Source organism: Zeimonas arvi (assembly GCF_008039575.1).
Lineage (GTDB): Bacteria > Pseudomonadota > Gammaproteobacteria > Burkholderiales > Burkholderiaceae_E > Zeimonas > Zeimonas arvi.
In genome coordinates this window covers 16,485-40,577 of sequence record NZ_VDUY01000010.1, presented here as the reverse complement: position 1 = coordinate 40,577, position 24,093 = coordinate 16,485, and the positions used below count along the sequence as shown (strand labels likewise).

General features: G+C 72.3%; 20 protein-coding genes. 9 read left to right on the top strand and 11 right to left on the bottom strand.

Annotated features, from left to right (window positions below; all coding sequences use genetic code 11):
* Positions 1–23 precede the first annotated feature (23 nt).
* Together FHP08_RS17925 and FHP08_RS17920 are read left to right on the top strand one after the other, a co-directional pair.
* Positions 24–821 carry a type III pantothenate kinase gene (locus FHP08_RS17925; RefSeq protein WP_147705882.1) on the top strand — a complete coding sequence of 266 codons (798 nt, stop codon included), beginning with the start codon at positions 24–26 and terminating at the stop codon, positions 819–821.
* Positions 822–875: 54 nt separating this feature from the next.
* Entirely contained in the window at positions 876–2,402 is a 1,527-nt protein-coding gene (locus FHP08_RS17920) for an amidase (RefSeq protein WP_147705881.1), read from the top strand.
* A gap of 6 nt (positions 2,403–2,408) precedes the next feature.
* Here the strand turns inward: FHP08_RS17920 and FHP08_RS17915 are convergent, their stop codons facing one another.
* The 4 genes from FHP08_RS17915 to FHP08_RS17900 all read right to left on the bottom strand — a co-directional run bounded on the left by FHP08_RS17915 (position 2,409) and on the right by FHP08_RS17900 (position 7,112).
* Positions 2,409–3,764 (bottom strand): MFS transporter, encoded by a 1,356-nt coding sequence (locus FHP08_RS17915; protein WP_147705880.1) that lies wholly within the window; start codon positions 3,762–3,764, stop codon positions 2,409–2,411.
* 25 nt (positions 3,765–3,789) lie between these two features.
* Complete coding sequence (locus tag FHP08_RS17910; protein WP_147705879.1) at positions 3,790–4,200, bottom strand: GlcG/HbpS family heme-binding protein; 411 nt, start codon at positions 4,198–4,200, stop codon at positions 3,790–3,792.
* A 69-nt stretch (positions 4,201–4,269) separates the two neighbouring features.
* On the bottom strand, positions 4,270–5,160 hold the full coding sequence (locus FHP08_RS17905; RefSeq protein ID WP_147705878.1) for a YdcF family protein: 891 nt from the start codon (positions 5,158–5,160) through the stop codon (positions 4,270–4,272).
* 5 nt (positions 5,161–5,165) lie between these two features.
* Positions 5,166–7,112, bottom strand: coding sequence for a propionate--CoA ligase (locus tag FHP08_RS17900; protein ID WP_147705877.1), 1,947 nt, complete (start codon positions 7,110–7,112; stop codon positions 5,166–5,168).
* A 232-nt stretch (positions 7,113–7,344) separates the two neighbouring features.
* On the opposite strand from FHP08_RS17900, the gene FHP08_RS17895 reads away from it, so the two are divergent.
* Both FHP08_RS17895 and FHP08_RS17890 read left to right on the top strand, forming a co-directional pair.
* Positions 7,345–7,953 (top strand): C40 family peptidase, encoded by a 609-nt coding sequence (locus tag FHP08_RS17895; RefSeq protein WP_147705876.1) that lies wholly within the window; start codon positions 7,345–7,347, stop codon positions 7,951–7,953.
* A gap of 249 nt (positions 7,954–8,202) precedes the next feature.
* Positions 8,203–9,288: a Fe(3+) ABC transporter substrate-binding protein gene (locus tag FHP08_RS17890; protein WP_147705875.1), complete on the top strand. Its 1,086-nt coding sequence runs from the start codon at positions 8,203–8,205 to the stop codon at positions 9,286–9,288.
* A 69-nt stretch (positions 9,289–9,357) separates the two neighbouring features.
* On the opposite strand, the gene FHP08_RS17885 is transcribed toward FHP08_RS17890, so the two are convergent.
* Together FHP08_RS17885 and FHP08_RS17880 are read right to left on the bottom strand one after the other, a co-directional pair.
* Positions 9,358–9,705, bottom strand: a complete 348-nt coding sequence (locus tag FHP08_RS17885; RefSeq protein WP_147705874.1) for a RidA family protein — start codon at positions 9,703–9,705, stop codon at positions 9,358–9,360.
* The gene (locus FHP08_RS17880; RefSeq protein ID WP_147705873.1) at positions 9,702–10,595 is read right to left on the bottom strand and encodes an alpha/beta fold hydrolase; all 894 of its coding nucleotides are present in this window, start codon (positions 10,593–10,595) and stop codon (positions 9,702–9,704) included. The genes FHP08_RS17885 and FHP08_RS17880 overlap by 4 nt, the downstream gene beginning before the upstream one ends.
* A 103-nt stretch (positions 10,596–10,698) precedes the next feature.
* Here FHP08_RS17880 and FHP08_RS17875 point away from each other — a divergent pair, with 103 nt between their 5' ends.
* Positions 10,699–11,481: a 3-hydroxybutyrate dehydrogenase gene (locus FHP08_RS17875; RefSeq protein WP_147705872.1), complete on the top strand. Its 783-nt coding sequence runs from the start codon at positions 10,699–10,701 to the stop codon at positions 11,479–11,481.
* A gap of 17 nt (positions 11,482–11,498) precedes the next feature.
* Here the strand turns inward: FHP08_RS17875 and FHP08_RS17870 are convergent, their stop codons facing one another.
* From FHP08_RS17870 to FHP08_RS17850, 5 genes are all read right to left on the bottom strand, one after another.
* Positions 11,499–14,120 (bottom strand): DNA internalization-related competence protein ComEC/Rec2, encoded by a 2,622-nt coding sequence (locus FHP08_RS17870; RefSeq protein WP_147705871.1) that lies wholly within the window; start codon positions 14,118–14,120, stop codon positions 11,499–11,501.
* A 68-nt stretch (positions 14,121–14,188) separates the two neighbouring features.
* Entirely contained in the window at positions 14,189–15,556 is a 1,368-nt protein-coding gene (locus FHP08_RS17865; protein WP_147705870.1) for an MFS transporter, read from the bottom strand.
* 55 nt (positions 15,557–15,611) lie between these two features.
* The gene (locus tag FHP08_RS17860; protein ID WP_147705869.1) at positions 15,612–16,406 is read right to left on the bottom strand and encodes a TatD family hydrolase; all 795 of its coding nucleotides are present in this window, start codon (positions 16,404–16,406) and stop codon (positions 15,612–15,614) included.
* Positions 16,407–16,455: 49 nt separating this feature from the next.
* The gene (locus tag FHP08_RS17855; protein WP_147705868.1) at positions 16,456–17,202 is read right to left on the bottom strand and encodes an ABC transporter ATP-binding protein; all 747 of its coding nucleotides are present in this window, start codon (positions 17,200–17,202) and stop codon (positions 16,456–16,458) included.
* Positions 17,195–18,451 carry a lipoprotein-releasing ABC transporter permease subunit gene (locus FHP08_RS17850; protein WP_147705867.1) on the bottom strand — a complete coding sequence of 419 codons (1,257 nt, stop codon included), beginning with the start codon at positions 18,449–18,451 and terminating at the stop codon, positions 17,195–17,197. Before FHP08_RS17850 ends, FHP08_RS17855 begins: the two co-directional genes overlap by 8 nt.
* A gap of 54 nt (positions 18,452–18,505) precedes the next feature.
* On the opposite strand from FHP08_RS17850, the gene FHP08_RS17845 reads away from it, so the two are divergent.
* The 4 genes from FHP08_RS17845 (at position 18,506) to lysS (ending at position 24,083) form a co-directional block, all read left to right on the top strand.
* The gene (locus FHP08_RS17845) at positions 18,506–19,666 is read left to right on the top strand and encodes a hypothetical protein (protein ID WP_147705866.1); all 1,161 of its coding nucleotides are present in this window, start codon (positions 18,506–18,508) and stop codon (positions 19,664–19,666) included.
* Complete coding sequence (gene recJ / locus FHP08_RS17840) at positions 19,663–21,369, top strand: single-stranded-DNA-specific exonuclease RecJ (protein WP_147705865.1); 1,707 nt, start codon at positions 19,663–19,665, stop codon at positions 21,367–21,369. Before FHP08_RS17845 ends, recJ begins: the two co-directional genes overlap by 4 nt.
* Before the next feature lie 39 nt (positions 21,370–21,408).
* Positions 21,409–22,513 (top strand): peptide chain release factor 2 gene (gene prfB, locus FHP08_RS17835; protein ID WP_147705864.1). Its coding sequence is split into 2 segments (ribosomal slippage): positions 21,409–21,489 and positions 21,491–22,513, totalling 1,104 coding nucleotides; the frame shifts between segments, so codons are not numbered across the junction.
* Between the two features lie 4 nt (positions 22,514–22,517).
* Positions 22,518–24,083 (top strand): lysine--tRNA ligase, encoded by a 1,566-nt coding sequence (gene lysS, locus FHP08_RS17830; protein ID WP_147705863.1) that lies wholly within the window; start codon positions 22,518–22,520, stop codon positions 24,081–24,083.
* The last annotated feature ends 10 nt before the right edge of the window (positions 24,084–24,093 follow it).

The following is a 24,093-nucleotide window of genomic DNA, read 5'->3' as shown; positions in this document are numbered from 1 at the left end:
CACCGCGTTACACTGCGCCCACCATGAGCTACCTGCTTATCGACATCGGGAACACCTTCCTGAAGTGGGGCACCTACGGCGAGGCCCCGGCCGAAGGCCGGGCGCTGGCGCTGGACCGGGCCCAGCTCTTCGGGCGGGTGCTCCACGAAGAAACCTCGATGGTGATGGCCGAATGGCGCCGGCTGCCCACGCCGTCGAAGATCGTGATCGCCAATGTGGCCGGCACCAAGGTGGTGAACCCGGTGCTGCGCGCGCTCGAGGTCTGGCCCGACGCGCCGGAACCGCACTGGGTGTCGTCCAGGGCGGAGCAGTGCGGCGTGCGCAACGGCTACCTGAATCCGGCAGCGCTGGGCGTGGATCGCTGGGCGGCCATGATCGGCGCGCGCGCGATCCTCGGCGAGCGCCCTGCCCTGGTCGTGGTCTGCGGCACGGCCACCACGATGGACCTGCTCACCGCCGAAGGCGACTTCGTGGGCGGCGGGATCATGCCCGGCCTGGGCCTGATGGTGCGCGCGCTGCACCTGAACACCGCCACCCTGCCCGACGCGCAGGGTGATTACGTGGACTACCCGCGCCAGACGGTCGACGCGATCGCCTCGGGCTGCGCCCATGCACAGGCCGGCGCGGTCGAGCGCCTGTACTTCCTGCACAAGCGCAAGCACCCCGACCTGCGCTGCATCATCTCCGGGGGCGCGGCGCGCACCCTGGGCCCGCGCCTGACCATCGAGTTCACCTATCACGAGAACCTGGTCCTGGAAGGCCTCTACCAGATCGCCGCGTCCTTGCCCAAGACGACTGGCGAGCCGCATACGCGATCCTGACGCCCTCCCCGACCGCCCGGATCTCACCCCCTCCCTTCCCCTTCGCTCAGAGACATGTCCGCCCACGACGCAATCGCCCTGGCCGATCGAATCGCCACCGGCCAGCTCGGCGCCCTCGAAGCCCTCGACGCGGCAATCGCCCGCTGCGAGGCGGTCAACCCGGAGATCAACGCGGTCTGCAATCCGGCCTACGACCTGGCGCGCGAGCACGCCCGCGCCGTCGACGACCAGCTGGCGGTCGCGCGCCGCCACGCCGGCGGCCTGCAGGCGCTGCGGCGCGAGCGCCCCTTCCTGGGCGTGCCCAGCCTGCTCAAGGACCTGTCCACCGCCGCGGTCGGCCTGCCCTCGACGATGGGCTCCCGGTTGTTCGGGCGCATCGACTGGCCGGTCGACAGCGCACTGGTGGCCCGGTACCGCCGCGCGGGCTTCGTCTTCTTCGGCCGCTCGACCAGCCCCGAGATGGGGATCAGCCCATCGACCGAGGCCGCCGCCTACGGCGGCCCGACGCGCAATCCCTGGTCGCTCGCGCACAGCCCGGGCGGCTCGTCGGGCGGCGCAGCCGCCGCGGTGATGGCCGACATCGTCACCATCGGCCACGCCTCCGACGGCGCCGGCTCGATCCGGATCCCGGCCACCAACTGCGGCCTGTTCGGCCTGAAGCCGACCCGTGGCCTGATTCCGGCCGGCCCGCTGGCCGGCGAGGGATGGGGCGGCCTGGCCACCGAGCACTTCGTGACCCGCTCGGTGCGCGACAGCGCACTGGCGCTCGAAGTGTCGGCCGGTGCCGACGTCGGCGCGCCCTACGCCGCGCCGGCGCGTCCCGCATCCTTCGCCGACGCGGTCGCCGAGGCGCTGGCCGCGCTCGACGCCGCGGGACCGCGCCGCGAACGGCTGCGCATCGCCTGCACCTGGCGGACCTTCGACGGCGCGCCGGTCCATCCGGAAGTGGAAGCCGCCGTGCGCGAGGCCGCCCGCCTGCTCGAATCCTTCGGCCACATCGTCGAGGAGCGCGCGCCGGCGCTGCGCACGATCGACGTGCTCCAGCCGATGCTCGACGTGATCACCAGCGGCACCGCGATGGCGGTGGACATCGTCGAGCGCCGCCGCGGTCGCGCTGCTGGCGACGACGAGCTCGAACCGACCACCCGCTCCGCGGTGGCCTTCGGGCGCAGCCTTTCGGCGCCGCGCTACCTGGAATCGCTGGGCGCGGTGCACCGCCTCGGCCGCCAGGTCGGGCAGTTCATGGAAGGCGACGGCAGCCCCGAATCCGGCTACGACCTGATGCTGAGCCCGGTGCTCGCCACGCCACCGATCGAACTCGGCCGCATCGCGATGAACCATCCGGATTTCATCGAGTACCGGATCGGGCCGGATGGGATCATCCGCTACTCGCCCTTCACGCCGCTGGCCAATGCCACCGGCCAGCCGTCGGCTTCGGTGCCCTTCGCGACCAGCAGCCAGGGCCTGCCGATCGGCGTGATGCTGACCGGCCGATTCGGCGAGGACCACCGGGTGCTGCAGGCCGCGGCCCAGATCGAGCGGGCGCGCCCCTGGGCGCCGTTCGCGCCTTATCGGCGCTGAGCCGCGTCAGCGGCGACCCGGCTCGACCGCTTCGCGAGCGGCTCGGGCCCCGCGGGCCATGTCGATCCCGGCAAGGAGCGCCAGGCCGACGACGAAGAAGAGTCCGGTGCAGAGGATGGCGAGCCGGTGGTTGCCGACGGTGAGCCAGGTCACCAGCCCGTAAGTGAGCGGTCCCACGATCGCAGCCACCCGTACCGCCAGCGCCCACAGGCCGAAGAACTCGGCCAGCCGGCCGGCCGGCGCCAGCGCGCCGACCATGGCCCGGCCGCAGGATTGGCTCGAGCCCATGCACAACCCGGCCAGCACCGCGGCCAGCCAGAACATGGCGAGGCTGGTCCCGAGTCCCGCCACCAGCACCATCGCGATCCAGCCGCCCAGCGTGAGCGCCAGCGCGCGGCGATGGCCGAGCCGGTCCTGCAGGTAGCCGAAGCCGAAGGCGCCCAGCGCCGAGGCGATGTTGACCACGAAGACCAGCGCCATCGTCTGGATCTGCGTGAAGTGCATGACCTGCTCGGCGTAGACGGCGGCCAGCGCGATCACCACCGCGATGCCGGCCTGGTAGAAGGCGCCGCAGACCAGCAGCCGGCGGAAGTCGACGAAGCGGCCGGACTCTCGCCAGGTTCGGCGAAGCCGGGCGAAGGCGTCGGCGGCGCCGGCCCGGCCGTCCTGGGTGCCTTCGGCCCGCCCTGCCTCGGCCGCTCCGATGGCCGCGGCCTGCGGCCGCGCGCGCTCGCGCAGCACCAGGAAGGTGGGCACCGAGGCGAGCGCGAACACCGCGGCGGTGATCAGCATGGTGACCGGCACGAACTGCGCGGCGGTCTCGCCGCGCGCCTGCGCGGACAGCACCCAGGCGAGCGACAGCCCCAGGGTGAGCATTCCGCCGAAGTAGCCGAAGGCCCAGCCCCACCCCGAGACCTTGCCCAGCGCATGCGGCCGCGCGAGCTCGGGCAGGAAGGCGGCGATCAGCGATTCGCCGGTGTTGTAGAACCAGTTGGCCAGGACGACCAGCGCGATCGCCAGCGTCACGCTGCCGGGCTGGGCGAGCGCGAGGCCGGCGGTGCCGAGCACGCAGCCGATGGTCGTGGCCAGCAGCAGCGGCTTCTTGGCCCCGCGCGCGTCGGCCCAGGCGCCGATGGCCGGCATGGTGAGGATCACCAGCAGGCTGGACAGGGCGAGCGCGCCGGTCCAGGCCAGCGTGGCCCAGGGCGCGTTGCCGGCGACCGCCCCCACGAAGTAGGCGTTGAACACCGCGGTGAGCACCACGGTGGTGAACCCGGAATTCGCGAAGTCGTACATCGACCACGCGAAGACCTCGCGCGGGGCGACCCCGGGGTTCAGCGCGTCGCGGTCGAAGATCGCCATGCTGCGCGCCGCGGCGGGAAGCGCGTCAGCCGAGCTTCAGCGCGGCGATGCCGGCAATGGCGATCTGCACGTCCTCGCTGGACTTGACGCCCGACACGCCGACCGCGCCCACGCAGTGGCCGTCGACCACGATCGGCACGCCGCCTTCGAGCATCGCCTGGACCTTCGGCGCCGACAGGAAGGCGTGGCGGCCGCCGTTGATCATGTCCTCGTAGGACTTGGTCTCGCGCCGGCCCAGCGCCGCGGTGCGCGCCTTCTCGGGTGCGATGTAGCTCGACAGCGGCGCGGCCTTGTCGAGACGCTGCAGCCAGAGCAGGTGCCCGCCGTCGTCGACCACCGCGATCGTGACCGCCCAGCCGTTGCGCCGGGCCTCGGCCTCGGCCGCGGTGGCGATCGCACGGGCATCGTCGGAGGTGAGGAAGGGCTTGGTGTTCATGTTCGTCCTGTTCGTTGCGAGTGTCCGGGGAGCGGCGATTGTAGCGGCCCCGGGCCAGGGAATCGGCGGTCAGCGATTGCGCAGCCGGTACCAGAGCCTGCCCAGCAGCTCGTGCGACGCGCGATGGGCGAGCGCGGCTGCCTCGCCGTTGGGCACCAGGTCGCGCGGGGTCCAGTCCTGCATCCCGCCGGCAAACCCGTGCGGCGCCGGCAGCACCGTGAGGCCGGCCCGGCGAAACGAGGCCGCCGCCCGCGGCATGTGATAGGCCTGCGTGACCAGCACGACCCGCGAGATGCCGGCCGCCTTCAGGATCGCGGCGCTGCGCTGCGCGTTCTCGCCGGTGTCGCGCGAAGCCTCCTCGACCCAGCGGACCGGCGTGCCGAACGTGTCCTCGAGCGTGCGCTTCATGACCGCGGCCTCGCTGGCCATGCCGCCGCGCGGCACGCCGCCGCTCACCAGCACCGGCAGGCGGGTCGTGCGAGCGATCCAGGCGCCGTGCACCAGTCGCTCCAGCGCGAGCGGCTTGACGAACTCGCGGGCCGGTGTTTCCAGCGGATGATCGCGGGTCCCTCCCCCCAGGATCACGATCGCCTGCGGCGCGTCGCGCCCGGCCAGCGCGGCGCGCAGCGCCTCGGCGGTGAGCCCGCTCCGGGCGTCGCCCTCGGCCAGCGATGCCAGCCACGACGCGCCGGTGCCGCACGAAAACAGCCAGCCGGCGAGCAGGCCGGTCCAGGCCAGCATGCGGCCTGCCGACGGCCGGCGGCGCACGGCCAGCAGGCCCAGCGCCGCGACCAGCAAGGGCAGGGCCGGCGGCAGCAGCAGCGCGCCTGTCAATCGCGTGGGCACCAGCGAGCCGATGTCGCCCGCCGCCCCGGCGAGCCAGTCGGGAAGGCCCGATGCCAGTCCGGTCGCGAGCCCGGCAAGCCCCGAAAGCCAGGCGAACACGTCGTCGATCGACACCTGGCTCAGCCCCCGGCCAGCGCCGCGCGGACCTGCTCGAGCGCGGCGGCGTCTTCCATTGTGGTCAGGTCGCCGGCGTCGCGCCGCTCGCACAGCGCCTGGATGGCCCGTCGCAACACCTTGCCCGAGCGGGTCTTGGGCAGGATCGTCACGAAGTGCACCCGCGACGGCCGCGCCACCGCGCCGAGCTGCCGGTCGACCGTGGCCATCAGCTCGCCCTCGAGCGCCAGCCGGTCGGCATCGGTCGCGATCCGCGACGGGTCCTTCAGCACCGCGAAGGCCACCGCGACCTGCCCCTTCAGCGCATCGGCCACGCCGACCACCGCGCACTCGGCGACCGCAGCGTGGCTCGACAGGCTCTCCTCGATCTCGCGGGTGCCGAGGCGATGACCGGCCACGTTGATCACGTCGTCGGTGCGCCCGAGGATGAACCAGTAGCCGTCGCCATCGCGCATCCCCCAGTCGAAGGTCGAGTAGACCTGCCGGCCCGGGATGCTCGCGAAGTAGGTGTTCAGGAAGCGCTCGTCGTCGCGCCAGACCGTCTGCATGCAGCCCGGCGGCAGCGGCGGGACGATCGCCACCACGCCCTTCTCGCCAGGCCCCACCTCCTCGCCGGTCTGCTCGTGCAGCAGCCGCACGTCGTAGCCGTACATCGGCATGCCGGGCGAGCCGTAGCGCGTCGGCGTCCTCTCGATGCCGTGCGCGAGCGTGAGAATGGGCCAGCCCGTCTCGGTCTGCCAGTAGTTGTCGATGACCGGGCAGCCGAGGCCCTCGGCGATCCACCGCGCGGTGGGCTCGTCGAGCGGCTCGCCGGCCAGGAACAGCGCGCGCAGCGAGGAGATGTCGTGGCGCTTGAGCCAGGACGGGTCCTGCTTCTTGAGCACGCGGATCGCGGTGGGCGCCGAGAACATGACGGTGACCCTGTGCCGGGCCACCAGCTCCCAGAGGATGCCCGGATCGGGGCGCAACGGCGTGCCCTCGTAGACGATGGTGGCCATCCCGGCGATCAGCGGGCCGTAGACGATGTACGAGTGCCCCACCACCCAGCCGATGTCGCTCGACGAGAAGTAGGTCTCGCCCGGGTTGCCGCAGAAGATGTGCTTCATCGAGGCGGCCAGCGCCACCGCGTAGCCGCCCACGTCGCGTTGCACGCCCTTGGGCTTGCCGGTGGTGCCCGAGGTGTAGAGCGTGTAGCTCACCTCGTTGGACTCCAGCCAGGTGATCGGCACCTCGGCGTCGAGGTGCTTCTCGCGCTGCACGGCCCAGTCGTGGTCGCGCCGGTCGACGCGGATCATGGGCGCCAGGCCGCGGTCGACCAGCAGCACTGCGTTCGGCGAATGGCGTGCGAGCTCGAGCGCCTCGTCGAGAAGCGGCTTGTACGGGATGACCTTGCCGTTGCGCGAGCCCGCGTCGGCGCTGACGATCAGCCTGGGCTGCGCATCGTCGATCCGGCTGGCCAGGCTTTGCGAGGCGAATCCGCCGAAGACCACCGAGTGGATCGCTCCGATCCGCGCGCAGGCGAGCATCGCGACCACCGCCTCGGCGATCATCGGCATGTAGACCAGCACCCGGTCGCCCCGGCCCACGCCGAAGGACCGCATGACCGCGGCCATCCGGTTGATCTCCCGGTGCAGCTCACGAAAGCTCAGCGTGCGCGACTGCCCGACCTCGGTCGACTCCCAGATCAGCGCCGGGCGGTCGCCCAGCGCTGCCAGGTGCCGGTCGACCGCGTTGTGGCACAGGTTGGTCTGGCCGCCGACGAACCAGCGGGTGAAGGGCAGCCTGGAGTCGTCGAGCACGCGCTCGAAGGGCACGTGCCAGTCGATCAGGGCGGCCTGCTCGGCCCAGAAGCCTTCCCGATCCTCGATCGAACGTCGATGGAAGGCGGCCAGCCCGTCCTCCGGCCCCTTGCCGCCGGCCGGGACGGCCTGCGGTGCCTGCGCTGCGCTCATCGTCTGCTCCTCCTGTCCGTGGCCGCGCTCGGCGCGGCACCTGTTGCTGCGCGCTGCGTGGCGCGGTCGTTCTCGCTGCGCGCCATTCTACGGCCGAGGCTTGCCCCGGGCTTACCGCGTGGCCGGGTGGCCACGGCGCGCGACCGATGGCCGGTTTCGGGCCCGCAGCAGGCATGACGGCGGCGAAGGGCCGGCTTTGACAAGGCAAAAGTTCCTCGTATACCCTCCGCCGATGCTCGGCAACCCCATTCGCGCAAATATTGTCCTGGCGGCGACCATCCTGGTCGCCGGGCTCGCCGCCGCACCGACCGGGGTCCTGGCCGCGGGAGAGCCCCCCGCGACACGCGCGGCCGGCGACGGTGCGGCCGCAAGCGCCGATCACCCCACGAACCCCGCTGCCGAGCTGGTGATCCGCTCGCTGTCCATGCTCGGCGTGAACTACAAGTGGGGCGGCGACTCCCCCGACACCGGACTGGACTGCAGCGGCCTGGTCCGCTTCGTCTACGAAGAGACCCTCGGCAAGGTCCTGCCCCGCCGATCGGTCGAGATGAGCCGGGAAGGCGAGTCGGTCGATCGCCACGAACTGAAGCCGGGCGACCTGGTCTTCTTCAACACGCTGCGCCGCGCCTTCTCGCACGTGGGCATCTACATCGGCAACAACCAGTTCGTGCACGCCCCCTCGCGCGGCAAGCAGGTGCGGGTCGAATCGCTCGAGAGCAGCTACTGGGCCAAACGCTTCAACGGCGCGCGCCGGTTGCTGGCCGAGGACGCGCAGCGGGCTCCGTTCGCCTTCGAGCGGCCGCGCCAGTCGCTGCCCGCGGAGTTCAGATCCGGCCTCTGAGCCGCGTCGGCGGCACCGGCCGGGGCGCCCGTCCTGCCGAATCCCTCCGGCCGTCCGGCCGTCTCGCCTGACCCGGGACAGCGGGGCCGCCCGCCCTGCAGCCCGGGCCGCGCAGCGGTCTCGCCCTTCTCCCCCGGTCTTTGCCCTCGCTCTCGCCCTCGCTCTCGGATTTGTCCTTGTTCGACTTGTATTGCGAATCCTTCTCGTTTGCATTAATCTTCCGCTCACACTGCAACGAACCGAAGGAACATGAACATCGTGACGACCACGCTTCGCAGGACCTTCCTGTCCGCCCTCCTCTCCGCCGCTCTGCCGGCCGCCCTTGCCACGAGCCTCGCCCTGCCGGCGCCGGCCGCAGCGGCCGACGACAAGGTGCTCAACCTCTACTCCGCCCGCCACTACCAGACCGACGAGGCGCTGTACGAGGAATTCACGAAGCAGACCGGCATCAAGGTCAACCGGATCGAGGCCGGCGACGAGGCGCTGCTCGAGCGCCTGCGCAACGAGGGCGCGAACAGCCCGGCCGACGTGCTGCTGCTGGTCGACGCCGCGCGCCTGTGGAAGGCGCAGGTGGAAGGCCTGTTCCAGCCGGTGAAGTCGAAGGTGCTCGACGAGCGGATCCCGGCCCACCTGCGCGGCAAGGACGACGGAAAGGGCGCCGAGTGGTACGGCTTCGCGACCCGCGCCCGGGTCATCGTCTACAACAAGGCCTCGGTGAATCCCGACCTGGTCCGCAACTATGAAGACCTCGCCCGTCCCGAGCTGAAGGGCAAGGTCTGCACCCGCTCGGGCGCCCACCCGTACATGCTGTCGCTGATCGGCGCGATGACCGAGCACCTGGGCGAGCAGAAGGCCGAGCAATGGGCCGCGGGCGTGGTGGCCAATTTCGCCCGCAAGCCCCGCGGCGGCGACACCGACCAGGTTCGCGCGGTGGCCACCGGCGAGTGCCAGGTCGCGCTGAGCAACAGCTACTACCTGGTGCGCCTGATGAAATCGGACAAGCCGGCCGACCGCGAAGTGATGGCCAAGGTCGGGATCATCTGGCCGAACCAGTCGGGCAAGGGCACCCACGTGAACGTGTCGGGCGCCGGCGTGGCGAAGAACGCCCCGCATCGCGACGCCGCGATCAAGTTCCTCGAGTACCTGGCCAGCGACAGCGCCCAGCTCCACTTCGCGAACGGCAGCAACGAGTGGCCGGCCGCCAAGGGCGTCAAGTCCACCAACGAGGCGCTGCAGTCGCTGGGCGAGTTCAAGGCCGACGACCTGTCGGTGGCGTCGATCGGCCGGGCCCAGGTCACCGCGGCGAAGATCATCGACCGGGTGGGCTGGCGCTGAGTCGCGGGGGCGCCCGATGCGGCCCCCTCCTGGCTTCAGGGCGCCCCGGGCTCGCCGGGGCGCCCTTCCTCATTTGGCCGCGACGACCTTGATCTCCACCTTGTAGGCCGGCGTGGCCAGCTTGGCCTCGACGGTCGCGCGGGCCGGGGTGTGACCCTCGGGCACCCAGGCGTCCCAGACCGCGTTCATCGCCGCGAAGTCGGCCATGTCGGCCAGGAAGATCTGGGCCTGCAGGATGCGGGTCTTGTCGCTGCCGGCCTCGGCCAGCAGGCGGTCGATGGCCGCGAGCACCTGGCGCGTCTGCGCGGCGACGTCCTGGCTGGGGTCCTCTGCCACCTGGCCGGCCAGGTAGAGGGTGCCGTTGTGGATCACGGCCTCGGACATCCTCCGGCCGACATGCAGACGCTCGATCGTCATTTTCGCTCCTGGTTGAGAAAGGCTTCGACCGCGGCGACCTGCGCGCCGTCGATCAGGGTGGGGGCATGGCCGATGCCGGCGAATTCCACGACGCGGGCGCGCGGCCCGCTCGCGGCCATCTTCGCAGCGACCTCGGCGGTCAGGATGTCCGATTCGGCGCCGCGGATCGCCAGCACCGGGCAGGCGATCGCGTCCCACATCGGCCACAGGTCGGGCTGGGACAGCCCGGCCAGCGCCCGGAAAGGCACGGCGATCGCCGGGTCGTAGTGATAGCCCCAGGCGCCGCCCTTGCGGATCACGTAGTGGCGGGAAAGCAGCCTGAATTGCGCGTCGGTGTGCGGGCCGAAGTCGCGCATCAGCTCGCGCAGCGTGGCCTCGCCCTGCTCGAAGCTGTCGAAGCGCGGGTCGTCGCCCACGTAGCCGGCGATCCGCTCGAGGCCCGCCGGATCGATGTGCGGCCCGATGTCGTTGAGCACCAGCCGGCCGACGGCATTGCCGGGCAGCGCGGCCATCGACATGCCGATCAGCCCGCCCATCGAAGTGCCGACCCAGTCCACCCGCTCGACGTCCAGACGCGCGATCAGCGTGACGCAGTCGGCCAGGTATTGCGGCACCGTGTAGAGCATCGGGTCCGCGAGCCGCGCGGAGCGGCCGCGCCCGGCGATGTCCGGGCAGACGACGCGATAGTGCTCGGACAGGCGCGCAGCCAGCGCGTCGAAGTCGCGGCCGTTGCGGGTGAGGCCGTGCACGCAGACGACCGTCCCGGCGCCACCGGGGCCGCCGCTGCGGGCGTCCCACTGCCAGTAGGCCATCCGGTGCAGCCCCTTGGGGCTAGCGCAGGTGACGTGGCGCAGGACGGGCTCGGGAATCGAGGAGAGGTCGGGCTGCATCGCAGGGTCGGCGGCTGAGTGTCGCGCCGGGGACGGCGACCGCCCGCGCGGCCGACTGCCCCCGAGCGGCTAGAATCGCAGGGCATTGTACAAGGGAGCGAAGATGATCGAAGGCAAGCTGGCACTGGTGACCGGATCCACGAGCGGCATCGGCCTGGGCATCGCCGATGCGCTGGCCGCCCGCGGCGCCAACGTGGCGCTGAACGGCTTCGGTGACCCTGCCGAGATCGAGCGGCTGCGCGCCGACATGGAGAAGCGCCACGGCGTGAAGGTCGAGTTCGAGCACGCCGACCTGATGAAGACCGCCGAGGTCGAGGCGCTGGTCGCGCGGCTGGTCGAGCGCCACGGCGCGATCGACATCCTCGTCAACAACGCAGGCATCCAGCACGTGGCGCCGGTCGAGAGCTTTCCGGCCGACCGCTGGGACGCGGTCATCGCGTTGAACCTGTCGGCCGCCTTCCACGCCACCCGCTGCGCGCTGCCCGGCATGCGGGCCCGCGACTGGGGCCGGATCATCAACATCGCGTCGGTGCACGGCCTGGTGGCCTCGGTCGAGAAGGCCGCCTACATCGCCGCCAAGCACGGCATCGTGGGGCTGACCAAGACGGTGGCGCTCGAGACCGCGCGCACCGGCGTGACCTGCAACGCGATCTGCCCGGGCTGGGTGCTGACCCCGCTGGTGCAAAAGCAGATCGACGCACGCGCGGCGGCGGCCGGCATCAGCGCCGACGAGGCCAAGGTGGCGCTGCTTTCCGAGAAGCAACCTTCGCAGGAATTCGTGACGCCCCAGCAGCTCGGCGAGCTGGCGATCTTCCTGTGCTCCGACGCCGCCAGCCAGGTGCGCGGCGTGGCCTGGGCCATGGACGGCGGCTGGACCGCACAGTAGACACGAGCTCGCCCGCCCTATGGCGCGTCCACTCGGACCCGCCAGTAGCGGCGGTCGTCCTGCCGCAGCCGCGTGACCTGCGGCGCCTGCCCCGGCCCGCGCAAGGTGACCGAGATCGCGCCGTCGCGATCGGTGCGCATCAGTGCGGCGCCGGCCGCCTCATAGCGCACGCGGGCCTTGTCGCCGGGATGCCCGAAGCGGTTCCGGTAGCCGGCCTGCACGATCGCGAGCGTCGGCGAGACCGCGCGCAGGAAGGGCATCGACGAGGAGCCGTTGCTGCCGTGGTGCGGCGCGACCAGAAGGTCGGCGCGCAACCAGCGCGGCTCGAGCTTCTCGACCAGGAAACGCTCCTGGGCGGCCTCGATGTCGCCGGTGAGCAGCACCGCGCCGGCCGGCGACTCCACCCGCAGCACGCAACTCGTGGCGTTCGTCGAGGACTTCTGCGCGGTGGTGCGCTCGGGCCCCGGATGCAGGAACTCGAAGGCCACCTCGCCCCAGCGCCAGCGATCGCCGCGCCAGCACCGATAGCGCTCGGCCGCGGGGGCCACCGCGGGATGATCGTCGGGCAGCGGGCTGGCGACCCAGTCGACGCGCATGCCGGCCAGCACGCTCGCGCTGCCGCCGGCGTGATCGTCGTCGGCGTGCGAGACCACGACCGCCTCGAGCCGCTCGATGCCGCGCGAGCGCAGCCACGGCACCAGGACGCGCGCGCCGGCCTCGGACTCGCCGCCATAGCGGGGGCCGGTATCGAACAGCAGCCGCCCCGAAGGGGTCTCGACCAGGATGGCCGCGCCCTGCCCCACATCGAGCGCGGTGACCACCAGGCTGCCCGGCGCCGGTCCGGAGTCGGCCTGCGCGAACAGGGGCAGCAGCGCGGCGAAGGCCGCGGGCCGGCCCGGCACCCGGAAAGGGGCGAGCAGCGCCGCGATGGCGAGCGCGGCGACGGTCGTCGCCGGCCAGCCGGGCGCGGACAGCACCGCGATCGCCAGGCGCGGCTCGGCCAGCGGCACGAGCGCGTCGAGCAGCCAGCCGGTTGCCGTGCAGACTGCGCCGAGCACGAGCCCGCCCACCGGCGGGACCGGCAGCAGCAGGGCGGTGCCGAGCAGCGCCAGCGGCGTGATCACGATCGAGACCAGCGGGATCGCGAACGCGTTGGCGAGCGGCCCTACCAGCGAGAAGCTGGAGAAGAACAGCGCGCCCAGCGGCAGCAGGGACAGCGTGGCCGCCCATTGCGTGCGGAGTGCATCGGTCAGGACCGCAACGAGCTTCGCGCGCGCCTGCGCGAGCACGGGTCGGCCCGGATCTGGCCGCGGCTGCCGGGTTTCCTGGCTGCCGTACCAGACGATCGCCGACACCGACGCGAAGGACAGCCAGAACCCGGCGGAAAGCGGCGCCCACGGGTCGAGCACGGTGACCACTGCCGCGGACAGCGCCAGCACGCGGGCGAGCGACTGGCTGCGCCCGCCCAGCAGCGCAAGCCCGGCCACCGCCAGCATCCAGCAGGTGCGCTGCGCCGGGATGCCCCATCCGGCCAGCGCCGAGTAGAAGAAGGCCGCGGCCAGCGCGAAGGCCCACTTCAGGCGGTCGGCCGGGCAGCGCTCGAGCAGCGCCGGCCGGCCGATGCGAGGGTGGCGCAGCGCCCTGCGCGCGAGGCCGCCGGCCATGCCGGCGAGCATCGTGATGTGCAGACCGGAGATGCTCATCAGGTGACCGACGCCGGTCCGGTTGAAGGTCTCCCACCAGGCCCCCGGAATCGCGGCCTGGTCGCCGATCGACAAGGCCGCGACCACGCCGGCCGCATCGGCTCGCTCGCCGGCCAGTGCGGCCAGGATCGCGTCGCGCAGCACGGTCCGCGCGGCCTCGATCGCGGGGCCCGGGCGCCAGCTGCGCCCGGCCAGCCGCCGGTTCGGCCAGGCCGGGTCCCGGCTCGCGCGCACGTAGCCGGTCGCGGCGATGCCCTCCTCGAGCGCGCGCAGTTCGGAATCGAAGGCGCCGGGATTCAGCAGCCCATGCGGACGCTTCAGGCGGACCGTCAGCTGCCATCGCTCGCCGGGCTGCGGGCCCGGCTGGCGCCGCGGACCGCCCGTTCGTTCGCCGTCTTCCACCTTGCCGGCCTGCCCGAAATGTCGGTACCAGGCCAATCGCACGTCGCGCCCTTCCGGACAGTCGACCGACGCGGGACCGGCCGAAGGACCGACGCAGCGCTCGATGCGAAACAGGAAGCGCTCGCCGCGCTCGAAGGCCTGCGGCATGCCGGCGACATGCCCCCGAACGACGAAGTCGACGCCCTCCTGATCCGGAGCGATCCGCAGCTCGAGCGACTGCCCCGCGCGCAGCATGGTCCAGGCGCCCGCGGCCAGCAGCAACGCCACGAACCGGACGAGCGCCAGGATGGCCTCGCGCCGCGGCACCGCGGCCGGGCTGCCGCCGCCCGGCGCCCCGACGCCGGGCGGCACTCCCAGGCCGAGCCGCGAACGGCGGCCGCGCGCGGCGGACAGCGCCAGCAGGCCTGCCGCGAGCAGCACGGCGGAGACCCAGCGCGGCGGGAGCTCGGGCAACCGGTGCGCGAGGAGCGCCGCCACCAGGACCGCAGCCGGCAGCGGAGGCAGGAGGCCGATCGGGAAGACGGGCAGGCGCATCGCCCCATGCTAGGCGGGGCGCGCGGCCGCCCGCATCCACCCCGCTGCCTAGGCCCGTTGGCCAGCGCCTAGGCGGGACGCCGAGGGCGGACCCGCAGCACGCTGAACACCGCGGCGCCCGCGGCGAAGCCCGATGCGATCAGCATGGCGGCGCTCTCCGCCGAGCCGTCGTGCCGGCCCCAGGCCGAGAAGATCGCCGCCAGGATCACTGCGCCGACGGTCTGGCCGGTGATCCGGGCCGTGCCGAGCATGCCGCTGGCGGCGCCGCTGCGATGGCGCGGCGACGAGGTCACGATCGCGTGGTTGTTCGGCGTCTGGAACAGGCCGAAGCCGGCGCCGCAGATCAGCATCCGCCAGACGATGTCCGCGTTGTCCGGCTGGGTCGGCAGCGTCGCGAGCAGGGCCAGCCCCACGGCCAGGATGCCCAGGCCCGAGCCGGCCAGCAGGCCGTCGGGCACGCGGCCGATCAGGCGCCCGGCCACCGGCGCCAGGACCACGATGGCGAGCGGCCAGGCGGTGATCAACAGCCCGGTGTCCAGGTGGGAGCGGCCGTAGCTCTCGAGCATCAGGAAGGGCAGCGAGACGTAGGCGAGCGCCTGCGCGCAGAAGGCGCAGATCGACGTGCCCATCGACAGCGAGAAGGCCGGGATCCGCAGAAGGTCGACCGGAAACATCGGCGCGTCGCGGCGCGCCTGTCGGCGCAGGTAGACCGCGCCGACCGCGAGGCCCGCCGCCAGCAACCCCCAGGCGAGCCACGGCGCTTCCTGGCCAGCCGCCGCATGGACGCCGAGCCGCTGCGCCCCGATGAACACCAGCGAGAACATCAGGATGTTCATCAGCACGTCGCCGACCGGAAAGCTCGAGCTCGAGCTCGAGCCTGCGTCCGCGTCTGCGGGCGGCGGCCGGTCCGCCGGCAAGGCGCTGCGCGCGAGGAAGAAGGCCGCGGCGCCCACCGGCAGGTTCACCGCGAACAGCCACGGCCAGTCGCCGACCGACAGGATCGCCGCGGCCACCGACGGCCCCGCCACCGCCGAGGTGGCCACCACCATCGACAGGATCGCCATCCCGCGCCCGAGCAGCGCCGGGGGATGAATCTGCCTGACCAGCGCGGTGTTCACGCTGAGCACCCCGGCCGCACCCAGGCCCTGGACGGCGCGCGCCGCGATCAGCATTCCGATCGAGTCGGCCAGCATCGCGGCGAACGAGGCCAGCGTGAAGAGCGCGAGCCCCGCCAGGTAGACCCGGCGGTAGCCGGCCCGGTCGCCGAAGGCGGCCAGCGGCAGCAACATGACCAGCGTGCCCAGCTGGAAGGCGTTGATCACCCAGATGGCCGAGGCGGCGCTGGCCTCGAGCTCGCGTGCGATGTCGGGCAGCGCGAGGTTGACGATTCCGGACTGGAGCACCGATGCGGTCAGCCCGACGACGATCGCGAGCATCGCCCGGGCGCGCGCCGCCGCGGGCAGGCCTTCGCCGCCGGGCGCGGGCGCCCGGTCAGGCGAGTGGCGCGATGCCGGCAAGTCGAGGCAACGCGCGCAGCGCGTTCCGGGTGGTGAATTCGGCGACGGTCTGGAGCGGCTCGCCGCGCAGCCCGGCCAGGGTCTGCGCGATGCGGCCGAGTTCGGCCGGCTGGTTGCGGCCGCCGTCGAGCCAGACCGGCGGGATGTCGGGCGCGTCGGTTTCGACGACCAGCGCGTCGGCCGGAAGGCTGGCGGCGAGCCGGCGGATCCGCAACGAACCGTCGAAGGTCATGGCGCCGCCGAAGCCCAGCACGAAGCCGAGCTCGAGGAACCGGGCCGCCTGTTGCGCGCTCCCGTTGAAGGAGTGCGCGGTGCCGCCGGATGGTCGGTAGCGCCTGAGCTGCTTCAGGATGGCGTCCTGCGCGCGGCGCAAGTGCAGGATGACCGGCAAGCCGAACTCGGCGGCCAGCGCGAGCTGCGCCTCGAAGAAGCGCAGTTGCCGTGCGTGGTCCAGCCCTGGCACGAAGTGATCCAGGCCGATCTCGCCGATGCCCACGAAGCGCGGATCGGCCATGGCCGCCTCCACCTCGCGCCTGAGCGTCGCGAGATCGTCGTCCCCCGCTCGATCCACGTACATCGGGTGGATGCCCAGTGCGTAGCCGATGCCGGGCCGGCCGGCGGCCAGCGACCGCACCGGGGCGAAGCTCGCGACGTCGACGGCCGGCACCACGATCATGCCGACGCCGGCCACCTTCGCGTCCGCGACGACGCGCTCGCGATCGACGTCGAACTCCGCGGCGTCGAGGTGGCAATGGGTGTCGATCAGCATGCTGCGATTGTCGCAGGCCGGGGCCGCGCGCCGCGGCCGGTCGGTGCCGTTATCCGGCGATCCGACCGTCGCGCAGCACGATCGTGCGGTCGAGCCGCGCCGCCAGGCTCATGTCGTGGGTGACCACGACGAAGGCGGTGCCGAAGTGCGCCGCCAGCTCGTTCATCAGCCCGAACACGCCCTCGGCGGTGGCGCTGTCGAGGTTGCCGGTGGGCTCGTCGGCGAGCACCGCATGCGGCTCGGTCACCAGCGCCCGGGCCAGCGCGACCCGCTGCCGCTCGCCGCCCGACAGCTGCCCCGGCGTGTGCGCGACCCGCGCGGCCAGCCCGACCCGGCCGAGCATCTCGCGCGCGGCCTCGCGCGCCTGCGACGTCGGCACCCGGCGGATTCGCAAGGGCATCGCCACGTTGTCGAGCGCGCTGAACTCCGGCAGCAGGTGGTGGAACTGGTAGACGAAGCCGAGCAGCCGATTGCGCCGCGCGCCGATCTCTGCCTGCGACAGCCCGGCGATCGGCTCGCCCTGCCAGCGCACCTCGCCGGCACTGGGCTCGTCGAGCCCGCCCAGCAGGTGCAGCAGCGTGCTCTTTCCCGAGCCCGAGGCGCCGACCACCGCGACCCGCTCGCCCGCGCGCAGCGCCAGGTCGATTCCGTGCAGCACCGGCACCGCCACCTCGCCGCTGCCGTAGGTCTTGCGCAGGCCGGAGCAGGCCAGCACCGGCGGCTCGTCGCCGCCTCCCGGGGCCCGGCCGCGCGCATTCGCCTGCCCGGGCTCGCTCGCCACGATCGCCTCACTCATGGCGCAGCGCCTCCGCCGGCCGCACCCGCGAGGCGCGCCAGCTCGGATACAGGGTCGAGGCCAGCGCCAGCACGCAGGCGGTCAGGCCGATCCGCAGCACGTCGTCGGCGCGCAGGTCACTCGGCAGGTGGCTGATGAAGTAGATGCCCTTGGGCAGCACCTCGAAGCCGAACAGGGTCTCGACGAAGCTCACCGCCGGCCCCACGTTCAGCGCGAGCAGCACGCCCAGCAGCACGCCGGCGAAGGTGCCCAGCAGGCCGACCGACGCGCCCTGCACCACGAAGATCCTCATGATCGACGCCGGCGAGGCGCCAAGAGTGCGCAGGATCGCGATGTCGGACTGCTTGTCGGTGACCGTCATCACCAGCATCGACACCAGGTTGAAGGCGGCGACCGCGATGATCAGCGTGAGGATGATGAACATCATCCGCTTCTCGATCTGCACCGCGGCGAACCAGTTGCGATTCTCCGCCGACCAGTCGCGCACGTAGAGGTCCCCGGTCAGCATCTTCGTGAGGTCGCCCGCCACGCGCGGCGCCTGCATCATGTCGTCGGTCTTCAGGCGAACGCCGGTCACGCCGTCGACCCGGAACAGCTTGGCCGCGTCGTCGATGTTCATCAACAGCAGGCTCGAGTCATACTCGAAGTGGCCGGCGGCGAACACCGCGACGACGGTCAGCTGCCGCAGCCGCGGCACCAGGCCCGCCGGCGTGGCGGTGCCCTGGGGCGCGATCAGCGTGAGCTTCGAGCCGACGTCGAGGAAGAGCTGGCCGGCCAGTTCGCGACCGATCGCCACGCCGAACTCGCCCGGCCGGAGCTCGGTGAGCGAACCGCGGTCCATCTTCGCGGCGAAGTCGGCCACCTGCGGCTCCAGCGCCGGGTCGATGCCGCGCACGAGCACGCCGCGCACGCTTTCGTCCACGGTGAGCATCGCCTGGCCCGCCACGTAGGGCGCGCCGCCGATCACCCGCGGATGCTTGCGGGCGTCGGCCAGCACCTTCTGCCAGTCGTGAAGCGGCTCGCGCCCGGCGAACACCTCGACGTGCGAGAGCACCGACAGCATCCGGTCGCGGACTTCCTTCTGGAAGCCGTTCATCACCGACAGCACCACGATCAGCGCCGCCACGCCGAGCGCGATCCCCGCGACCGACAGACCGGAGATGAAGGAGATGAAGCCGTTGCGCCGCCCGGCGCGCCGGCTCGCCCGCGTGTAGCGCAGGCCGATGAAGAGTTCGTAGGGAGTTTGCATGACGGACGCGGCAGTTTGCCACAGCGCCCGCGGCACAAGCCCTAAAATGCCGGGGTGACGATCACGATCCTGTGCGCCGGCGCGCTGGCCCTTCCGGGCGGCGCAGACGACGACGCCCGCCCTGCCCTGCTCGCCCGCCACGCGCCGCCCGAAGGCGGCCCGCTGGCGCGCCTGCTGGCGCGCGCCCGCGCGCCCCGCCATCGCCGCGACGACGCGCTGACCCCGCGCGAACTCCCCGACGAGGCCTGGCTGCGCGAGCGCTTCGGCGCGGAACCGGGCGCGAGCATCGCGGCGCATGCAGCTCACGCGATCGGCGGCACGGCGCAACCGATCGCCGGCGGCGCCGGGCAGGCCGAGGCGGCCGGGCCGCGAGACCGGCCGACGCCTGCCGCTTTGCCCGCGCTGCTGGTGCGACCGGTTCATCTGCACGTGGGCCTGGACCACCTGGTGCTCGCCGTGCCGCAGGCCGACGAGATCGAAGCGGTCGAAGCCGCCGCGCTGGCCGAGGCGGCCAACGTGCTGTTCGCCGACGATGGCCTGCTCTGGTCGGCCGACGCACCGCACGCCTGGACGCTGCGGGCCACGACCGACGCGGGCCGCGCCCGGCTCGAGGCGCTCGGCGGACTGGCTTGCCGCAGCGCGCGGCTGGCCTCGGGGCGCAACATCGACGCCTGGCAACCCGAGGGCGATGCGGCCCGCGCCTGGCGCGCCATCGTCAACGAGTTGCAGATGCTCTGGTTCCAGCATCCGGTGAACCTCGCGCGCGAGGCCGCCGGCCGACCCGTGCTGAACAGCGCCTGGCTCGAAGGCCGCCCCGGCATCGCCGGCGTGCGCGCCTTCGACGCGGTGGTCACCGCCGACGACGCGGTGGCCGGCATCGCCTTGTCCGCCGGCAGCGAGGTGAGCGCGCTGGACCCGATGGCCAGCGCCGACGATTTCGTGCGCATGGTCGCGATCCAGGAGAACGCCGACACCGTGCTGCTCGATCCGGGCTGGTGGCGGCTCGCCGTCTCGCGCGCCGACCCGCTCGCCTGGCGCGAGGGCTGGACCCGGCTCGATGCGCTCGTCGAGCGGCTCGCCGCCGCGGGCGAAACCGTCGAGGCGATCCTGCTGGCCGGCGAACGCGACCTGGTCGAATTCTCGCCCCGGCCCTCCGACCGCTGGGCCCTGTGGCGCAGGCGCTCGCTGGCCGCGCTGCTGGCCGCTCACCGATGACCGCGATCGAAGTCCGCCCCGTGCCCGGGCCGGCTTACTCCCGGCTGGTCGACGCGGGCCTGCCGCCGGTGCTGGCCCGGCTGCTCGCCGCGCGCGGCATCGCCGCCCCGGAGGAGATCGCCGAAGGCCTCGACGGACTGCTGCCGCCGGACGCGATGAAGGGACTGGCCGAAGCGGCCCGGCTGCTGGCCGACGCGATCGTCCGCGGCGAGTCCTTGTGCATCGTGGCCGACTACGACTGCGACGGCGCGACCGCCTGCGCAGTGGCGGTGCGCGGGCTGCGCATGCTCGGCGCCCGCGTCGACTACCTGGTGCCCAACCGCTTCGAGCACGGCTACGGGCTGGGCGAGCCGGTGGTCGCACTGGCTGCGCGACACCCGCGCCTGGGCCGGCCCGACTGGCTGATCACGGTGGACAGCGGCATCGCCAGCGTCGACGGCGTGCGCGCGGCACGGGCGGCGGGCATGCGGGTGATCGTCACCGATCATCACCTGCCCGGCCCCGAACTCCCCGCGGCCGACGCGATCGTCGACCCGAACCAGCCCGGCTGCGGCTTCGGCAGCAAGCACCTGGCCGGCGTGGGCGTCATGTTCTACCTGCTGATCGCGCTGCGCGCCGAGATGCGCCGGCGCGGGCTCGCGGCGGCCGCCGACGCGCCGCTGCAGAACCTGCTCGACCTGGTCGCGCTGGGCACGGTGGCCGACCTGGTCAGGCTGGACCGCAACAACCGGCTGCTGGTCGCGGCCGGCCTGCGCCGGATCCGCGCCGGGCGCGCCTGCGCCGGCATTCGCGCGCTGCTGCAGGTGGCCGAGCGCGACGCGCGGCGCACGGTCGGCACCGACCTGGGTTTCGCGCTGGGCCCGCGGATCAACGCGGCCGGCCGGCTCGCCGACGCCTCCCTGGGCATCGAATGCCTGCTGGCCGACGACGAGACACGCGCCGACGCGCTGGCCCGCGAGCTCGACGCGATGAACCGCGAGCGCCGCAAGATCGAAGCCTCGATGCGCGACGAGGCGATGGCCGACCTGGACGCGCTGCCCGAGGGCGGGCTCGGCCTGGTGGTGTTCCGCGAGGGCTGGCACGAGGGTGTGGTGGGCCTGGTGGCAAGCCGGGTCAAGGAGCGCCGGCACCGGCCGGCCATCGCGCTCGCGCCGTCGAGCGCCGATCCGCTGGTGCTGCGCGGCTCGGGCCGCTCGATTCCGGGCGTGCACCTGCGCGACGTCCTCGACCTCGTCGACAAGCGAGAGCCCGGCCTGCTGCTGCGCTTCGGCGGCCACGCGATGGCCGCCGGCCTGTCGATGCGCGCCGACGGGGTCGCGCGGCTCGCCGCGGCCTTCGAGGCGGCGCTGGCCGAGCTCGCCGACCCCGCCTGCTTCGCGCGGGTGCTGTCGACCGACGGCGGGCTCGACCCCGACAGCATCGACCTCGAACTGCTCGAGACGCTCGAGTCCCAGGTCTGGGGCCAGGGTTTCCCGGAACCGCTCTTCTCGGACCGCTTCGTCGTGGAACGCCAGTCGATCGTCGGCGAGCGCCACCTGAAGCTCGCGCTGCGGCTCGGCGCGCGACGGCTCGAGGCGATTGCGTTCGGCCGCACCGAGCCCGTGCCCGCGCAAGCCCTGCTGGCCTACCGGTTGCTGCGCGACGACTGGCAGGGCCGGGCCCGCGTGCAACTGGTGGTCGAGGCGGTGGCACCCGTCTTATAATGTCGGGTTTTTCACGAATCGCAGAGAAAGGATCACGCCATGGAAGCCGAACGCCTGAATCAGATCGATTCCCTCATCGGCGACCTGCGCGAGCGGGCCGCCGAACTCCGGAGGTATCTTTGACTTCGACCGGAAGAAGAACCGGCTCGACGTCCTGAACCGCGAGTTCGAGACCGCCGACATCTGGAACGACCCGGCCCGGGCCCAGGAGCTCGGCCGGGAGAAGAAATCGCTGGAGAACGTCGTCGAGCGACTGGTCGAGATAGACTCGAAGATCACCGACAGCAGCGAGCTGTTCGACATGGCGCGCGGCGAAGACGACGACGACACGCTCGTCGCGGTCGAGGCCGACGTGCACGAGGTCGAGCACATGGTCGAGGACCTCGAGTTCCGCCGGATGTTCTCCAACCCTGCCGACCCGAGCAACTGCTTCATCGAGATCCAGGCCGGCGCCGGCGGCACCGAGGCCCAGGACTGGGCGTCGATGCTGCTGCGCCAGTACCTGCGCTACTGCGAGCGCAAGGGCTTCGACACCGAGGTGCTCGAGGAATCCGAGGGCGACGTGGCCGGCATCAAGGGCGCCACGATCAAGGTCATCGGCGAGTACGCCTACGGCTACCTGCGCACCGAGACCGGCATCCACCGGCTGGTGCGCAAGTCGCCCTTCGACTCCAGCGGCGGGCGGCACACCTCGTTCGCGTCGGTCTTCGTGTACCCCGAGGTCGACGACTCCTTCGAGGTCGAGATCAACCCTGCCGACCTGCGCATCGACGTCTATCGCGCCTCGGGCGCGGGCGGCCAGCACGTGAACAAGACCGAGTCCGCGGTGCGGATCACTCACAACCCGACCGGCATCGTCGTGCAATGCCAGAATGACCGCTCGCAGCACTCCAACAAGGACGCGGCGATGAAGATGCTTCGCGCGCGACTCTACGACCACGAGATGCGCAAGCGCCGCGCCGAGCAGGACAAGATCGAGGCCGGCAAGGCCGACATCGGCTGGGGCCACCAGATCCGCTCCTACGTGCTCGACAACTCGCGGATCAAGGACCTGCGCACCAATGTCGAGATCAGCAACACCCGCGCGGTGCTCGACGGCGACCTCGATCCGTTCATCACCGCCAGCCTGAAGCAGGGAGTCTGACGCCTTGTCCGCCGAAACGAACCCGCAGCACGAGCCGCACGCCCCCTTCCCCGCCCACGAGGACAACGCGATCGTCGCCGAGCGCCGGGCCAAGCTCGCCCGGCTGCGCGAGAACGGGGTCGCCTTCCCGAACGACTTCCGGCCCGCGCACCGCGCGGCCGCGCTGCATCAGCACTACGGCTTCAAGACGCGCGAGCAGCTCGAGGGCGAGCATGTCTCCGTGTCGCTGGGCGGGCGCATCGTGCTCAAACGGGTGCAGGGCAAGGCCAGCTTCGCCACCATCCAGGACGGCTCGGCCACCGGCGCCGGCGGCGCCGACGGGCGCATCCAGCTCTGGCTGAACGACGACGGCGTGGGCGTCGAGACCCACGAGGCCTTCAAGCACTGGGACCTCGGCGACATCGTGGGCTGCGAAGGCGTGCTGTTCAAGACGATGAAGGGCGAGTTGTCGGTGCGCTGCACCGCCATCCGGCTGCTCGCCAAGTCGCTGCGGCCGCTGCCCGACAAGTTCCACGGCATCGCCGACCAGGAGCTGCGCTACCGGCAGCGCTACGTCGACCTGATCGTCACGCCGGAGTCGCGCGACACCTTCGTGGCGCGCAGCCGCACGATGGGCGCGATCCGCAGCTTCATGGCTTCGCACGGCTTCCTCGAGGTCGAGACGCCGATGCTGCACCCGATCCCGGGCGGCGCGGCGGCCAAGCCCTTCGTGACGCACCACAACGCGCTCGACCAGCAGATGTTCCTTCGGATCGCGCCCGAGCTGTACCTGAAGCGGCTGATCGTCGGCGGTTTCGAGCGCGTGTACGAGATCAACCGGAACTTCCGCAACGAAGGGATCAGCCCGCGGCACAACCCCGAGTTCACGATGATGGAGTTCTACGCCGCGTACACCGACTACCGGTGGATCATGGACTTCACCGAGGAAGTGATCCGCGACGCGGCGCGCGCCGCCACCGGCGCCACCACGGTCAGCTACCAGGGCCGCAGCATCGACCTGGGCCGGCCCTTCGAGCGGCTGTCGATCACCGGCGCGATCGCCAAGTACGCGCCGCAGTACATGCCGGCGCAGCTGCAGGATGCCGGCTTCCTGCGCGGCGAGCTCGAGCGGCTCGGCGCGGCGGTCGACCAGCCGCCGCTCGCCAACGCGGGGCTGGGCGCGCTGCAGCTCGCCTTGTTCGAGGAGGTCGCCGAAAGCCAGCTCTGGGACCCGACCTTCATCGTCGACTACCCGGTCGAGGTCTCGCCGCTGGCCCGCAGCTCCGATTCGCGCCCCGGCATCACCGAGCGCTTCGAGCTCTTCATCACCGGCCGCGAGATCGCCAACGGCTTCTCCGAGCTCAACGACCCGGAGGACCAGGCCGAGCGCTTCCATGCCCAGGTGGCCGCCAAGGACGCCGGCGACGAGGAGGCGATGTTCTACGACGCCGACTACATCCGGGCGCTCGAGTACGGCATGCCGCCGACCGGCGGCTGCGGGATCGGCATCGACCGGCTGGTCATGCTGCTGACGGACAGCCCGAGCATCCGCGACGTGGTCCTGTTCCCGGCGCTCAAGCGCGAAGACTGACGCCCGCGCG

What these genes read in the sequence shown, in the direction of transcription:
- FHP08_RS17855 (WP_147705868.1), bottom strand. Translation starts at nt 17,202, where the DNA reads ATGAGTGAGGCGATCGTGGCGAGCGAGCCCGGGCAGGCGAATGCGCGC.
- FHP08_RS17875 (WP_147705872.1), top strand. Translation starts at nt 10,699, where the DNA reads ATGATCGAAGGCAAGCTGGCACTGGTGACCGGATCCACGAGCGGCATC.
- FHP08_RS17870 (WP_147705871.1), bottom strand. Translation starts at nt 14,120, where the DNA reads ATGCGCCTGCCCGTCTTCCCGATCGGCCTCCTGCCTCCGCTGCCGGCT.
- FHP08_RS17885 (WP_147705874.1), bottom strand. Translation starts at nt 9,705, where the DNA reads ATGACGATCGAGCGTCTGCATGTCGGCCGGAGGATGTCCGAGGCCGTG.
- FHP08_RS17915 (WP_147705880.1), bottom strand. Translation starts at nt 3,764, where the DNA reads ATGGCGATCTTCGACCGCGACGCGCTGAACCCCGGGGTCGCCCCGCGC.
- FHP08_RS17865 (WP_147705870.1), bottom strand. Translation starts at nt 15,556, where the DNA reads ATGCTCGCGATCGTCGTCGGGCTGACCGCATCGGTGCTCCAGTCCGGA.
- FHP08_RS17890 (WP_147705875.1), top strand. Translation starts at nt 8,203, where the DNA reads ATGAACATCGTGACGACCACGCTTCGCAGGACCTTCCTGTCCGCCCTC.
- FHP08_RS17920 (WP_147705881.1), top strand. Translation starts at nt 876, where the DNA reads ATGTCCGCCCACGACGCAATCGCCCTGGCCGATCGAATCGCCACCGGC.
- FHP08_RS17880 (WP_147705873.1), bottom strand. Translation starts at nt 10,595, where the DNA reads ATGCAGCCCGACCTCTCCTCGATTCCCGAGCCCGTCCTGCGCCACGTC.
- FHP08_RS17895 (WP_147705876.1), top strand. Translation starts at nt 7,345, where the DNA reads ATGCTCGGCAACCCCATTCGCGCAAATATTGTCCTGGCGGCGACCATC.
- FHP08_RS17860 (WP_147705869.1), bottom strand. Translation starts at nt 16,406, where the DNA reads ATGCTGATCGACACCCATTGCCACCTCGACGCCGCGGAGTTCGACGTC.
- FHP08_RS17850 (WP_147705867.1), bottom strand. Translation starts at nt 18,451, where the DNA reads ATGCAAACTCCCTACGAACTCTTCATCGGCCTGCGCTACACGCGGGCG.
- FHP08_RS17925 (WP_147705882.1), top strand. Translation starts at nt 24, where the DNA reads ATGAGCTACCTGCTTATCGACATCGGGAACACCTTCCTGAAGTGGGGC.
- recJ (WP_147705865.1), top strand. Translation starts at nt 19,663, where the DNA reads ATGACCGCGATCGAAGTCCGCCCCGTGCCCGGGCCGGCTTACTCCCGG.
- FHP08_RS17910 (WP_147705879.1), bottom strand. Translation starts at nt 4,200, where the DNA reads ATGAACACCAAGCCCTTCCTCACCTCCGACGATGCCCGTGCGATCGCC.
- FHP08_RS17900 (WP_147705877.1), bottom strand. Translation starts at nt 7,112, where the DNA reads ATGAGCGCAGCGCAGGCACCGCAGGCCGTCCCGGCCGGCGGCAAGGGG.